Below are 13,719 nucleotides of genomic sequence, written 5' to 3'. Positions count from 1 at the left end.
CGGGCGTTCAGCCGGCCACGGGCCGCCCGGCCCCCACCGGGTCGCCCGTGAGCAGGCAGGCGACCGGGTGGTCGGTGCCCGCACGGCGTACGAGCGCCGGCGTCTCGGTCCGGCAGCGGTCCTCGGCCAGCCAGCACCGCGGCGCGAAGGAGCACCCGGTGGGTCGGTCGATCGGGCTGGGCGGCTCGCCCTGGAGCCGGATCCGCGCACTGCTGTCGCGCTGCGCCGGGTCGGAGACCGGGATGGCCGAGACGAGGGCCTGGGTGTAGGGGTGCTGCGGCGCGCCCAGCACCTCCTCGACGGTGCCCTCCTCGACGATCCGGCCGAGGTACATGACCCCGATCCGGTCCGCGAGGTTCGCCACCACGCCGAGGTCGTGGGAGATGAACAGGTAGGCCAGCCCGCGGCGGCGCTGGAGGTCGCGGAGCACGTTGATGACCTGCGCCTGCACCGACGCGTCGAGGGCGGCCACCGGTTCGTCCAGCACGAGCAGGTCCGGGCCGAGGGCCAGGGACCGGGCGATGACGACGCGCTGGCGCTGCCCGCCGGACAGCTCGTGGGGCCGGCGCTTGAGCAGCTCGGGGCCGAGCCCGACCTCTGCCAGCAGCCCGGCGACCAGGTCCCGGTCGTGGGGGCGGCGCTGCACCCGCAGCGGCTCCGAGACCAGGGCGGCGACGGTGTGGGAAGGGTCGAGGGAGGAGAAGGGGTCCTGGAAGACCAGCTGGAAGCCGGGGCGAAGCGGGCGCAGCTCGCGGCGGGAGAGGTGGGTGACGTCGGTGCCGAGCACCTCGACCAGGCCGTCGGTGGGCTCGTGCAGCCGGGTGACGCACCGCGCCACCGAGGACTTGCCGCACCCGGACTCCCCGACCAGGGCGTAGGTCTCGCCCCGGGAGATCGTGAAGGACACCTCGTCGACCGCGTGGAGCGTCGTACGCCGCCGGCCCAGGGAGACGGGGAAGGTCTTGCGCAGCCGCTCGACGCGCAGCACCGGGTCGCTCGCGGGCGCCTGGTCGACCCCGCGCGGGGGACTGTCCGGGAGGCTGGTCATCGCAGTGCTCCTTCCGGTGCGGGGACGTGGCAGGCGGTGCGGTGATCCGGTCCGCGCAGCTCCAGCAGGGGGGCGTCGGTGACGCAGAGGTCACCGGCCAGCGGGCAGCGCGGGTGGAAGGCGCACCCGGGCGGTCGACCCGTCGGCAGTGGCGGCTGCCCCGCGATGGCGGGCAGCGCGGCGCCGCGGGCGGCGAGGTGGGGCCGGCTGGCCAGCAGGCCGCGGGTGTAGGGGTGCTGCGGGTCCGAGAACAGCTCTCCCACCGGCCCGACCTCGACGACGCTCCCGGCGTACATCACCGCGACCCGGTCGGCGATCTCGGCGACCAGGCCGAGGTCGTGGGTGATGAGCACGACGGCGGTGCCGAGCTCGTCGCGTGCGGTGCGCAGCAGGTCGAGGACCTGGGCCTGGATGGTGACGTCGAGGGCGGTGGTGGGCTCGTCGGCGATGACCAGCCGCGGCCGGTTGGCGAGCGCGACCGCGATCATCGCGCGCTGCTTCATCCCGCCGGAGAACTCGTGCGGGTACTGCCGCGACCGCCGGGCCGGGTCCGGCACGCCGACGGCCGCGAGGGCCTCCACCGCACGCTCCCGGGCCGCGCGCCGAGACAGTCGCGGGTCGTGCAGGCGCAGCGTCTCCACGATGTGGTCGCCCACGCGCATCAGCGGGTCGAGGGCCTGCGAGGGGTCCTGATAGACCATCCCGATCTCCCCGCCCCGCACCTCGCGCAGCCGGGGCTCGGACGCCGCGAGCAGGTCCTCACCGTCCCAGCCGACCCGTCCGCCGCTCGCGCGGACCCCGGACGGCAGCAGGCCGAGCACCGACCGCATCGTCAGGCTCTTGCCGGAGCCGGACTCGCCGACCAGCCCCACGACCTCGCCCGGCGCGACCGCGAGGTCCACGCCGTCGACGAGGCGTGCCGGCGCGTCCGCGGCACCGGCCTCCAGACGCAGACCGGTGATCTCGAGCAGGGGATCGGGGCTGGTCATCGGGACTCCGTCCTGACGTCGAGCGCGTCGCGCAGGCCGTCTCCGAGCAGGTTGGTGAGCGCGACGGTGAGGGTCAGCGCCGCGCCGGGGAACGCCACCAACCACCACGCCGTCTCCAGGTAGGCCCGGCCGTCGTTGAGCATGCTTCCCCACGACGCGGTCGGCGGCCGGACCCCGAGCCCGAGGAAGCTGAGGGCGCCCTCGATGACGACCAGGGTGCCGACGGTCAGCGTCCACACGACCAGGTTGGGCGCCATCACGGTGCGCAGGACGTGGCTGCGCAGGATGTGGGTGTCGCTGGCCCCCATCCCGATCGCTGCGTGGACGTAGTCCTCCCCGCGCAGCGAGGCGGTGGCCGCCCGGGTGATCGCGGTCGGGGTCACCCACGCCGCGACGGCGAGCAGGACCACCAGCACGCTCAGGTCGGAGCCGACCACGGCGACCGTGGCGATCGCCAGGACCAGGAACGGGAAGGCGAGCCAGACGTTCGCGGCCTCGGTCACGACCCGGTCGACCCAGCCGCCGCGGTAGCCCGCCACGAGCCCGAGCAGGATCCCCAGCACGCTCGCAGCCGTGGCCGCGACGAACCCGACCAGCAGCGAGACCCGGCCGCCGTGCAGCGTGCGGGCGGCGATGTCGCGCCCGAGGTGGTCGGTGCCGAGCAGGTGCTCGCTGGAGCCCCCGTCCATCCAGGCAGGGGGGACCAGACGCTGGGAGAGCGTCTGGGTGTTGGGGCCGTGGTCGGTGACCAGGCCCGGGAAGCTCACCAGGACCAGCAGGGCCAGCAGGCCCAGGAGCCCGACCGCCACGGCCGGCTGACGCAACAGGCGGCTCACGCCTCCCTCCTCATCCGGGGGTCGAGACGGTGCAGCAGCAGGTCGCCGGCTGCGCTGATGAGCACGACGAGCACCGCGATCACGAAGACCGTGGCCTGCACGACCGGGTAGTCGCGCCGGAAGATCGAGTCGACCAGCTGGCGCCCGACCCCGTCGTAGGCGAAGAGCGACTCCACGATCACCGCGCCCGAGATCAGGTGCGCGACCTCGATGGTGACGAAGGCGGTCAGCGGCACCAGCGCGTTGCGCAGGGCGTGGTTCCACAGCACCCGTCGGCGCGTCGCCCCGCGTGCCAGGGCGGCCCCGGTGAACTCCTGGCCCAGCGCCTGCAGCACGCCGGAGCGGGTCAGGCGCACGATGCGCGCGATGGTGATGGCGGCCAGCGTCGCCACCGGGAGCACCAGGTGGACGGGCGTGCCGGAGCCGTAGGTCGGCAGCCAGCCCAGGTGCAGCCCGAGGACGAGCAGCAGCAGGATGCCGAGCAGGAAGCTCGGGACGGCCTGGAGCAGCGCCGCGAGCAGCGACAGCAGCCGCCCGGTCGTCCGCCGGTGCCGGGCGGCGGCGAGCACGCCGAGCGGTACGCCGATGAGCGTGGAGACCACGATCGTGATGGCGGCCAGCAGCAGCGTCGCCGGCATCCGGTCGAGCACCATGCCCAGGGCGGGCTGGTCGGTGAGCAGCGAGGAGCCGAAGTCGAGGCGGGCGGTGTCGGCGAGGAACTGGGCGTACTGCGTGAGCAACGGCTGGTCCAGCCCCAGCGACACCCGTACCTGCTCGACCTGCGCGTCGGTGGCGCCCGCGCCCGCGACGACCGCGGCCGGGTCGCCGGAGAGGCGCAGCAGGAAGAACAGGATGGTGAGGATCCCGAGGGTGACCACCAGCAGACGCAGGACCCAGACCAGGGCCGAGCGCAGGACGCCCCCGGCGGCGGTGGGGCCCCGGGTCCCCACCGCCTCCGGCGTGGCGAGGTCGCTCATGCGGAGCGGACGACCTTCTGCAGGTTGATCAGGGACTCCCCGCCGAGCAGCAGGTCGACGTCGCGGGCGTGGACGTAGGCGAGCTTGGGCCAGCCGAGGAACAGGACGCCCGCCTCCTCGTTGAGCAGGCCCGCCATCTCCTTGATGGCCGCGGCACGCTTGTCGTCGTCGAGCTCGACGGTGGCCTCCTGGTAGAGCTCGGCGTACCGCGGGTTCTCGAAGTGCAGCTGGGTGCCGGGCTGCTGGGGCCCGAAGCGGGTGACGCTCAGGATGTCCTGGAGGTCGAAGTAGTCGGTCTGCCAGTAGACGAGCGGGAACTCGCTCTTGCTGAGCAGGGTGCCGAGGAACGCCGAGAGGTCCTGCAGCTCCACGCGGCTCTTCACCCCGATCGCCTCGAGGTAGCCGACCACGATCTCGGCCTGGGCCTTGAAGAACGCGGTGGTGACGATCGGCAGCTCCAGGTCGGTGACCCCGGCCTCGGCCAGCAGCTCCTTGGCGCCGTCGGGGTCGTAGGGGAACCCCTCGAGGCTGTCGTCGTAGCCGAGGTAGCCAGGCTGGAGGAGCTGCCCGGTGCTGACCTCGCCGTAGCCGCCGAGGCCGACCTCCACGAACTCCTCGTGGTTGATCGCCATGTTGAGCGCCCGGCGCACCCGCGGGTCGGCCAGGGCGGGCTCCGCGTCGGGGATCAGCGAGCAGATCGCGCAGGAGCCGGCGCTGGGGGTCTCCAGGTCGAGGGTCCCCTGGAGCTGGGCGACCTGGTCGGGGGCGAGGCCGAAGGCGGTGTCGACCTCGCCGGCGCGGACCGCGATGGCCAGGGAGCTGGGGTCGCTGATGGCGACCAGCGTCGCGGTCGCGATGCTCTCCGAGGGCTGCCAGGCGTCGGCGTAGCGCTCGAGCCTGACCTCCTGGTCCGGCTTGTAGCCGACCACCTTGAAGGGCCCGGTGCCGGAGATGGTCTCGACCGTGACCTCCTTGCCGATCGTGGCGGGGTCGACGATGTCGATCATCGTGAGGCGGTTGAGCAGGATCGGGTCGGGTGCGGAGGTGATCACCCGCACCGTCCGCGCGTCGACGACCTCGACCTTGCTGATCGGGCCGAGGCGGCCCACGAGCAGCGAGTACGCCGGGTCGCCGGACAGGATCCGCTCGACGTTCGCCTTGACCGCCTGGGCGTCGAACGCCGCGCCGCTGTGGAAGGTGACGCCCTCGCGCAGCGTGAGCTCCAAGGTGGTCTCGTCGACGCGCGTCCAGTCGGTGGCCAGGGAGGCGACGATCCGGCCGTCCCCGTCGAAGTCGACGAGGGAGTCGAAGACGTTGATGGCGTAGGTGCGCCCGACGTTGGAGGTCGCGGCGTGGGGGTCGATGGCGCTGGTGATCGCCGTCGAGCCCAGGGTGATCGCGGCTGCCGAGAGGGCGGCCCCGCCACCGGATCCCGAGCCGCCGTCGTCGTCGGTGCCACAGCTGGCCAGGGTCCAGGCGGCCACGGCGCCGAGGCCGAGACCCATGAGCCCCCGGCGCGTCAGGGTGGGAGTGAAGTCAGGCATGTGGGGGGTCCCCTCGACGGTCCTGTGAACGCGTTCCGGAGAGTGGAACGTGATCGTATGTCATATAGGATCGTAGGACATGGATCACGCCGGCGGGTCCGCTGTCCGCAGCCGACGCCCGTCGGCCTGGCCCCGTCGCGGGGCCTGCGTCACCTAGGGTCCGCTCGCGACCGCACGCCGCTGGACCCTCGTCGTCGTGCTCGGCCTGGCCGGGCAGCTCGCGTGGACGGTCGAGAATGTACCTCAACGTCTTCGTGCACGAGACGATCACCGACGACCCGACGGTGATCGCGGTCCTGGTGGCGGCCAGCGCGGTCACCGCGACCCTCGCGACGCTGTTGGTCGGCGCGACCGCACGCCGGCGGACCGGGCCGGGCAGGTGCAGGGCCTGCGGATGGTCTTCGCGGTGCTGGTGCCGATGGTGCCGCTGCACCTCGCGGTGCGGCGCTCGGCCCGGGTTCCGGGCACCGGGGTGGGAGAGCACCAGCACCACGAACCCGAACCCGACGACGAGCACCGACGAGGAGGTGGGCGCGTGAGCCCGCTGCTGACCAGGTGGGGCCGCGAGCTCGACCGCGAGCACCCGTTGCCCGAGCATCCGCGCCCCCAGCTGGTGCGCCCGCGCTGGCACAACCTCAACGGCCGCTGGTCGCACGCGATCGTGCCGACCCCGCTCGCGGGGCCGGTCCCGGAGGCGTGGGACGGCGAGATCGTGGTGCCGTTCTCGCCCGAGGCGCCGCTCTCCGGGGCGCGCCGGGGCCCGAGGCTCGAGGAGACGCTCTGGTACGAGCGCGTGGTCAGCGTCCCGGAGCCGCTGCGCCCGGGGGCGGGGGAGCGGGTGCTGCTCCACCTCGGTGCGGTCGACCAGGAGTGCCGGGTGCTCGCCGGAGCGCCGGGCGCCGGGCCGGTCGAGGTGGGCGCCCACGTCGGCGGCTACCTGCCGTTCAGCTGCGACGTCACCGACGCGGTGGGCGAGGACGGCTCGCTGCGGGTGCTGGTCGCGGTGCGCGATCGCACCGAGGCGGTGCCGCTGACGCGGGGCAAGCAGCGGACCCGTCGCGGCGGGATCTGGTACACCCCGTTCTCCGGCATCTGGCAGACCGTCTGGCTCGAGACCGTGCCCGCCGACCACGTCGCGCGCCTGGACCTGGTGCCGCACCTGGACCCGGCCGGCGCCCGGCTCGCGGTCACGGTGCACGGCGCCGGGCCGACACCGCGGGCACCGGTCGAGGTCGACCTGCTCGACGACGGCGAGCGGGTGGCGCGCGGCACGGGGCGGGCCGGCGAGACCCTGACGCTGCCGGTGCCCGGCGTACGGCTGTGGAGTCCGGAGGACCCGCACCTGTACGACGTGCGCGTGCGCCTCGGCGCCGGCCCGGACGCCGACGAGGTGTCCTCCTACGCCGGGATGCGCTCGGTGGGGGTCGGGCCCGGTCCCGACGGCCGGCCGCGGCTGCTGCTCAACGGCGCGCCGTACTTCCACGCGGGCGTGCTGGACCAGGGCTACTGGCCCGACGGGCTGTGCACGCCGCCCTCGGACGCGGCGATGCTCCACGACATCACCGAGATGAAGCGGCTCGGGTTCACGGTGCTGCGCAAGCACATCAAGATCGAGCCGATGCGCTGGTACGCCCACTGCGACCGGATCGGCATGCTGGTGTGGCAGGACGCGGTCAACGGGGGAGGCTCCTACCGCAGCCACGTCGTCACGGCCCCGGCCGTGGCGCCGTTCGTGCACTTCCGCGACACCGGCGAGCGCGCCCACGAGCGGTTCTCACGCGGCGACGCGGCCGGGCGGGCCGGGTTCGAGGCGGAGCTGCGGGCGATGGTCGAGCACCTGCGCAGCGTCCCCTCGATCGTGGCCTGGGTGCCGTTCAACGAGGGCTGGGGCCAGTTCGACGCCGTCCGGGTCGCCGCCGAGGTCCGCGCGCTCGACCCGACGCGGGTCGTCGACCACGCCAGCGGCTGGCACGACCAGGGCGCCGGGGACCTGCGCAGCCTGCACGTCTACTTCCGTCGCTTCCGCACCCCGCGCTCGGTGCGCCGGGGCCGCGAGCCGCGGGTGCTGGCGCTCACCGAGTACGGCGGGTACGCGCTCCCGGTCCCCGGCCACGTCTGGGGCGAGGGAAGCTTCGGCTACCGCAAGATGCGCACCCCCGACGACCTGCTCGCGGCCTTCGAGCGGCTGCACGACGAGCAGCTGCTCCCGGCCGTCCGCCAGGGGCTGGCCGCGATCGTCTACACCCAGGTCAGCGACGTCGAGGACGAGCTCAACGGGCTGACGACCTACGACCGCGAGGTGACCAAGCTGCCGGCCGAGCGGGTGCGTGCGGTGCTCGACCGGCTCCGCGCTGCTGCGGCCGCGGCGCGACCGTAGCCGCCCCCGCCGGCCGGGTGGCGGTGCCACCTGGCAGGACAACGGGCTCGTTCCCCCAGGCCGGGCATGCCGGTGGCCCCCGCCGGTGGCGGGGGCCGGTCTCGCCGGGCTCGGCGAACGGGCGGGGCTCGATCGGTGCTCAGTCGTCGGGTGGGTGCGCGGTGACCAGCCGGGTGGTGCCCTGGTCCTTCAGCAGGTGCAGCCCGTGGGGCGATCGCCAGAGGTACGTCGCTGCGTCGGTCTTGTCGTAGGTCCAGCTTGTGTGGGTCTTGGCCCGGTGATGTCGCCGGCACAAGGGTGCGAGGTTGCAGCTGCACGTGGGGCCGCCGGTCGATCCGCCGCCGTGCGGGACGACGTGGTCGAGGTCGCAGCGGCGAGCGGGACGCTCGCACCACGGGAAGGCGCACGTCGACTGGGCCAGACGGGTCTGCTCGGCCAGCCGGTCGGGGATCGCGTAGGCGTCGGTGTGGTGGTGCTCGCCGAGGTCGATGACCGGCTTGATGGTGACCTGGGTGTCGGGGTTGGTGCACCACTCGCGGACCTGCTCGACCGACACGCTTGAGCGCGACTCCTCGACGGTGCCGACGGCGGCGTCGGAGAGGTGGACGTGGATGACGACCTGGCGGGGCTTGACCACCGACGCGGCGCCCTCGCCGGCCTCGGTGCGGAGTTCGAAGGCGAGCTGGCGCCGGGCGAGCTCACCGGCGGCCATTGAGCGGCGTACGTCAAGGGACTCGGTCGATCCAAGAGCGGAGAGCTCCTCGGCGCCGTGGGAGATCGCGGTGTCGAGGTCAAGGGCGTCGGCGAGGTCGAGGACACCCTCGACGTGCACGACGCCGGCGTGGATGGCCTTGTCGGTGTGGACGTCGAACCGCCGGCCGTCGGCGGCCTCGCGGCGATCCTTCTCCGCACCCTCGGGGTCGAAGGTGCCCCGGGCGTGTTCGACCAGCCGCCCGATCGCCGCCCAGCCGACCTTCCCGACGACGCCTGCGAGCTGGCGGTCCACGAACTCGGCGCCGGCCAGCGGCAGCGTGGTGGTGAGCTGCGCGATGCGGCGGGCCTTCCAAGCGGGGACCTCGCCGGCGCGGACGCGCTTCCAGATCCGCGGCAGCCGGTGGGCCAACTCGAGGGCGTCACCGACGAGGCCTCGGGCGCCGTCGGTGGACATGCCGAGAGCTGCGCCGAGCTCCATCGGCGCGAACTCCGCGACCAGCGGCGTGCCCTCGCCGGCCAGCGGCACGGCGAGCTCACCGAACACCAGTCCGGTCGTCGGCGTTGCGTCGGCGACCGTCTCCTCCGGGTGCATCGCCGCCCACGCCAGAGCGGCCTGGAGGATCAGTACCTCGCCCCGCTGGACGGCTGCCCGCTGCTCCTGCGCGAACGCCAGCACGGCGGCTGGGGTGTCGCAGTCGGGGAGCTCGTGGTCGGCCATGCCTCATTCTACTCGAACGTACGTTCGATGACAAGGACTTTTCCGCCGGATCTCGACAGGCTCGACCGACGACCTGGTCAGGCGGGACCCGGTCAGCCGGTGTGGGCGCCCATCCACGCCTCGACGTCGTCGGCGGCGCGGGGGAGCGCGGCGGAGAGGTTCACCGGGCCGTCGGCGCCGACGAGGATGTCGTCCTCGATGCGGATGCCGATGCCCCGCAGCTCCTCGGGGACGAGCAGGTCGTCCTCCTGGAAGTACAGCCCCGGCTCGACGGTGAGGACCATGCCCTCGGCGAGGTCGCCCTTGGGGTAGACGTCGGTGCTCGCGGCGCCGCAGTCGTGGACGTCCATGCCGAGCATGTGGCTGGTGCCGTGCAGGGTCCAACGGGCGTAGACGCGGCTGTCGGGCGACAGCGCCTCCTCCGCGCTGACCGGCAGCAGGCCGAGGTCCTCCAGTCCGTGGGCCAGCACCGACATCGCGGCCTGGTGGGTGCCCTGGAACGGTGCGCCCGGGCGGACCGCCTCGATGCCGGCCTCCTGCGCGGCGAGCACGAGCTCGTAGAGGTCGCGCTGCAGCGGGGTGAAGCGGCCGGAGACCGGCAGGGTCCGGGTGACGTCGGCGGTGTAGAGGTTGTGGCCCTCCACGCCCATGTCCAGCAGCAGCAGGTCGCCGGGGACGACCGGGCCGTCGTTGTCGATCCAGTGCAGCGTGGTGGCGTGCCGCCCGCCGCCGACGATCGAGTCGTAGCCGATGTCGTTGCCCATGGTGCGGGCCCGGCGGAAGAAGGTGCCCTCGATCCAGCGCTCGCCGTACGTGAGGACCTGCGGCCACTCGCGCACGCAGTCCTCGAAGCCGAGCGTGGTCGCGTCGCAGGCGGCGCGCAGCTCCTCGACCTCCCAGGCGTCCTTGACCAGGCGCAGCTCGGAGACCACGCGCGCCAGGTCGGCGTCCAGGCTGGCGTCACCGGCCACCAGCCGGTCGACGCTCGCGTCGATGCCGCGGTGCACGCGCGTCTTGGGGGCGCCGCCGCGGGTCAGGTCGTCGGCCAGCCGGTCGACGTGGCGCACCTCGATGCCGAGGGAGGAGGACAGCTCGTGCACCGAGGGGCGGCGCCCGGCCCACAGCTCGCCGTACTGGCGGTCGCGGAAGAACTCGTCGGTCTCGCGCGAGGAGCGCGGACGGGCGTAGAGCACCGCCTCGTCGTCGTGCAGGACCAGCACGGCGTCGCTGGTCTGGTTGCCGGTGAGGTAGGCGTGCGCGGTGTCGGCGCGGAAGCGGTAGTCGGTGTCGTTGGCGCGCACCTTGTAGGTGCCGGCCGGCAGCACCAGGCGCTCGCCGGGGAACATCGCGGCCAGGCGCGCGCGCCGGGCCGCGGCCCACGGGGTGATCGGGTGCGGCGGCAGGTCCAGCTCACGGTCGCCCCAGCCGGTGCGCATGAAGGCGGCGTAGGCCGCCGGCACGGCGGGGTCGTGGGACTCAGTTGCAGGAGCGGTCTCAGGGGGCGTCTGCTCGGTCACGACATCGACTGTACGCCCGCGACCGGCGCTCTCCGGCGGTTGGCCGATAGGCTGCGCCCGTGCAGGGAGCCCGTCGAGACAGCGTCGCCTTCACGGTCGTCGTGGCCGTGCTCGTGGCCGTCGGCGCGCTCGCGATCCTCCTGCTCATCGCGCTGTCGGGTGCGCCCGGCACGCTGGCCGTGGCGACGGTCCTCGCGGCCCTTCCGGTCGTGCCGCTGGTGATGTGCTACCTGTGGCTGGACCGCTACGAGCCGGAGCCGCGCGGGCTCCTGGTCGCCGCGCTGCTGTGGGGCGGCTTCGTCGCCACCGCCGCGGCGATCCTGCTCTCCGGCGTCGGTGGCCTGGTCGTCGGCTTCAGCGAGGCCGAGAGCCTCGCCGTCCTGGCGCCGGTGACCGAGGAGGCCTGCAAGGGGCTCTTCCTGGTGCTGCTGCTGTGGTGGCGCCGCGCGGAGCTCGACGGCATCCTCGACGGCATCGTCTACGCCGGCATGGTCGGCATCGGCTTCGCCTTCACCGAGAACATCCTCTACCTCGCCGCGGCGTACAACGGCACCGACGGGCTCGGCCCCGGCGGCACCGAGGCGCTCACCGCCACCTTCGTCGTGCGCTGCCTGTTCAGCCCGTTCGCCCACCCCCTGTTCACGACGTTCGTCGGGATCGGGGTGGGCATCGCCGTCGGCGCCCGCAGCGGGGCCCTGCGGGTGGCGGCCCCGGTGGCCGGCTACGTGCTCGCGGTGCTGGCCCACGGTCTGTGGAACGCCTCCACGGTCTTCGGGATCGGCTCCTTCGCGCTGGTGTACGTCGTCCTCGGCGTCCCGGCGCTGCTCGGCCTCGGCGCCCTGGCGATCTGGGCACGCAGCTCCGAGCGCCGGATGCTCGCGGCCTCGCTGGGCGACGCCGCGCGGCGCGGCCTGATCCCGGCCACGGACATCGGCTGGGTCGTCGACCTCGGCGCCCGCCGCCGGGCCCGCGCGTACGCCCGTGCGCACGGCGGGGCCCGCGCCGAGCAGGCGATGCGCGACTACCAGCAGGCCGCGATCGAGCTCGGCTTCCTGCACCACCGTTACCTGCGCGGCACACCGCCGCCGGACTTCGCCGCGCGAGGTCAGCACTACGTTGCGAGAATCGGCGCCGTGCGCCCGTTCATCGCCTTTCCCGGACAGGTGGTACCGACCCGATGACCCCCTCCTCGCCCTCCCTCTGGCTCGACGAGAGCTCCTCCGAGGGCGTCCGCATGGTGACCGCGCTCGTGCGGCTGCGCGGTGCGCTCCAGGCGGCCGTCCTGCCCCTGGACCTCGACGGCGTCGAGGGTCCACGCGGCGTCCGGCGCGAGCTGGTCGACCAGCTCGAGGACTACGTCATCCCCCGGATGACGACGCTCGAGGCGCCGATGCTCGTCGTCGTGGGCGGCTCGACCGGCGCCGGCAAGTCGACGCTGGTCAACTCCCTGGTCGGGCGCCGGGTCACCGAGCCCGGCGTGCTGCGCCCGACCACCCGCTCGGCGGTGCTGGTCCACCACCCCGACGACGCGGAGTGGTTCGGACAGGACCGGCTGCTGCCCGACCTGCGCCGGGTCGACGCGCCCACCAACGACCACGGGGCGCTCCAGCTGGTCGCCGACGACAGCGTGCCCGCGGGCATCGCGATCATCGACGCCCCCGACGTGGACTCGGTGGAGAAGACCAACCGCGCGCTGGCCGCCCAGCTGCTCGCCGCCGCGGACATGTGGCTCTTCGTCACCTCCGCGGCGCGCTACGCCGACCAGGTGCCGTGGGAGCACCTCAAGCAGGCGGCCGCGCGCTCGATCGCCGTCGCCATCGTGCTCGACCGCACCGCCCCCGACGCGGTGCCCACCGTCTCGACCCACCTGGCCCGGATGCTCGCCTCCCGCGGCCTCAAGGACTCCCCGCTGTTCGTCGTCCACGAGGGCGAGGTCAGCGACGAGGGGCTGCTGCCGGCCGCCGACGTCGCCGACATCCGCGGCTGGCTGGACTCCCTCGCCCGCGACGCGGACGCCCGCGGCGGCGTGGTGCGCCAGACGATGGAGGGGACCGTGCGGGCGCTGACCCGCCAGCTGCACCCCGTGGCCGACGCGGTCGACCGGCAGGTCGCCGCCGTCGCGGAGCTGCGCGAGGGCGCGGCCGCGGCGTTCGACGCCTCCGCCGACGAGCTCGTCACCGCCGCCGGCGACGGGACGCTGCTGCGCGGCGACCTGCTCGCGCGCTGGGAGGAGTTCGTCGGCACCGGTGAGCTGCTGCGCACCCTGGAGGACAAGGTCGGCTGGCTGCGCGAGCGGCTGGTCTCGGCGGTCAAGGGCAAGCCCCAGCAGGCCGAGCGGGTCACCGTCGCCGTCGAGTCCGCGCTGGAGAGCCTCGTGCTGGCCCACGCCGAGCTCGCCGCCGGCCGGGCCGCGCAGGCCTGGGCCGCGCACCCGGCGGGGGAGGGGCTGCTCGCCGGCGAGGACGGCGCCCGACTCGCGCGCCCGTCGACCGAGCTGCGGCGCGCGTGCGAGCGCGCCGTACGCGACTGGCAGGCGGAGGTCACCGAGCTGATCCGCGCCGAGGGCGCCGACAAGCGCACCTCCGCCCGGTTCCTGGTCTACGGCGTGCAGGGGCTCTCGGTCGCCCTGATGGTGCTCAGCCTGGACAACGGCTCCACCGAGTCCGCGACCCTGGGTCGCCGGTTGCTGGAGGCGGTCTTCGGCGCCCCCGCCGTCGAGGAGCTCGAGCGCCGCTCGCGAGAGGCGCTGGCCCCGCGCCTGCGGGCGCTGCTGGAGGCCGAGGCACTGCGCTGGCAGGAGCACCTCGACTCCCTCGGCGTGGACCCCGACGCGGCCGAGCAGCTGCGCCAGGCCACGCGGCGCGTGGACGACGTCCGCTTCGGCCCCGCCACGCGTGGCACGGACGCCGGGGACTGACCCGTTGACGCGCCTGGTCAACCCCTAGGCTTTCACCGGGACCGTGCGTACGCCGGTCCTTCCACCCCGGGCCCCGCCCGAG

Annotated in this window: 10 protein-coding genes; 3 read left to right on the top strand and 7 right to left on the bottom strand. The window is 74.0% G+C overall.

Going from position 1 to position 13,719, the window contains the following annotated elements:
- Positions 1-7: 7 nt before the first annotated feature.
- From HOQ23_RS13415 to HOQ23_RS13395, 5 genes are read right to left on the bottom strand one after another with little or no spacing between them, the layout of a single operon-like run.
- On the bottom strand, positions 8-1,048 hold the full coding sequence (locus HOQ23_RS13415) for an ABC transporter ATP-binding protein (RefSeq protein ID WP_172215098.1): 1,041 nt from the start codon (positions 1,046-1,048) through the stop codon (positions 8-10).
- A complete protein-coding gene (locus HOQ23_RS13410; protein ID WP_172215097.1) occupies positions 1,045-2,037 on the bottom strand; it encodes an ABC transporter ATP-binding protein in 993 nt (330 codons plus the stop codon). The genes HOQ23_RS13415 and HOQ23_RS13410 overlap by 4 nt, the downstream gene beginning before the upstream one ends.
- Positions 2,034-2,873, bottom strand: coding sequence for an ABC transporter permease (locus HOQ23_RS13405; RefSeq protein ID WP_172215096.1), 840 nt, complete (start codon positions 2,871-2,873; stop codon positions 2,034-2,036). The genes HOQ23_RS13410 and HOQ23_RS13405 overlap by 4 nt, the downstream gene beginning before the upstream one ends.
- On the bottom strand, positions 2,870-3,850 hold the full coding sequence (locus HOQ23_RS13400) for an ABC transporter permease (RefSeq protein ID WP_172215095.1): 981 nt from the start codon (positions 3,848-3,850) through the stop codon (positions 2,870-2,872). Before HOQ23_RS13400 ends, HOQ23_RS13405 begins: the two co-directional genes overlap by 4 nt.
- Entirely contained in the window at positions 3,847-5,394 is a 1,548-nt protein-coding gene (locus tag HOQ23_RS13395) for an ABC transporter substrate-binding protein (protein ID WP_172215094.1), read from the bottom strand. The genes HOQ23_RS13400 and HOQ23_RS13395 overlap by 4 nt, the downstream gene beginning before the upstream one ends.
- A gap of 535 nt (positions 5,395-5,929) precedes the next feature.
- Here HOQ23_RS13395 and HOQ23_RS13390 point away from each other — a divergent pair.
- A complete protein-coding gene (locus HOQ23_RS13390; protein ID WP_216654196.1) occupies positions 5,930-7,771 on the top strand; it encodes a glycoside hydrolase family 2 TIM barrel-domain containing protein in 1,842 nt (613 codons plus the stop codon).
- Between the two features lie 139 nt (positions 7,772-7,910).
- Here the strand turns inward: HOQ23_RS13390 and HOQ23_RS13385 are convergent, their stop codons facing one another.
- A complete protein-coding gene (locus tag HOQ23_RS13385; protein ID WP_172215093.1) occupies positions 7,911-9,203 on the bottom strand; it encodes an HNH endonuclease signature motif containing protein in 1,293 nt (430 codons plus the stop codon).
- Between the two features lie 92 nt (positions 9,204-9,295).
- The gene (locus HOQ23_RS13380) at positions 9,296-10,720 is read right to left on the bottom strand and encodes an aminopeptidase P family protein (RefSeq protein ID WP_367650494.1); all 1,425 of its coding nucleotides are present in this window, start codon (positions 10,718-10,720) and stop codon (positions 9,296-9,298) included.
- 59 nt (positions 10,721-10,779) lie between these two features.
- Between HOQ23_RS13380 and HOQ23_RS13375 the strand changes: the two genes are divergently transcribed.
- Both HOQ23_RS13375 and HOQ23_RS13370 read left to right on the top strand, forming a co-directional pair.
- Positions 10,780-11,901, top strand: coding sequence for a PrsW family intramembrane metalloprotease (locus HOQ23_RS13375; protein WP_172215092.1), 1,122 nt, complete (start codon positions 10,780-10,782; stop codon positions 11,899-11,901).
- The gene (locus HOQ23_RS13370) at positions 11,898-13,637 is read left to right on the top strand and encodes a dynamin family protein (protein ID WP_253945479.1); all 1,740 of its coding nucleotides are present in this window, start codon (positions 11,898-11,900) and stop codon (positions 13,635-13,637) included. Before HOQ23_RS13375 ends, HOQ23_RS13370 begins: the two co-directional genes overlap by 4 nt.
- Positions 13,638-13,719: the final 82 nt, after the last annotated feature.

Origin of the sequence: Nocardioides sp. zg-DK7169 (genome assembly GCF_013155365.1) — a bacterium.
Taxonomy (GTDB): domain Bacteria; phylum Actinomycetota; class Actinomycetes; order Propionibacteriales; family Nocardioidaceae; genus Nocardioides.
This window is presented reverse-complemented; position numbering and strand designations above follow the sequence as displayed.

Bases quoted from the DNA above. Each gene is read 5' to 3' on its own strand.
- HOQ23_RS13415 (WP_172215098.1), bottom strand. From the start codon at position 1,048: ATGACCAGCCTCCCGGACAGTCCCCCGCGCGGGGTCGACCAGGCGCCC.
- HOQ23_RS13410 (WP_172215097.1), bottom strand. From the start codon at position 2,037: ATGACCAGCCCCGATCCCCTGCTCGAGATCACCGGTCTGCGTCTGGAG.
- HOQ23_RS13400 (WP_172215095.1), bottom strand. From the start codon at position 3,850: ATGAGCGACCTCGCCACGCCGGAGGCGGTGGGGACCCGGGGCCCCACC.
- HOQ23_RS13395 (WP_172215094.1), bottom strand. From the start codon at position 5,394: ATGCCTGACTTCACTCCCACCCTGACGCGCCGGGGGCTCATGGGTCTC.
- HOQ23_RS13385 (WP_172215093.1), bottom strand. From the start codon at position 9,203: ATGGCCGACCACGAGCTCCCCGACTGCGACACCCCAGCCGCCGTGCTG.
- HOQ23_RS13370 (WP_253945479.1), top strand. From the start codon at position 11,898: ATGACCCCCTCCTCGCCCTCCCTCTGGCTCGACGAGAGCTCCTCCGAG.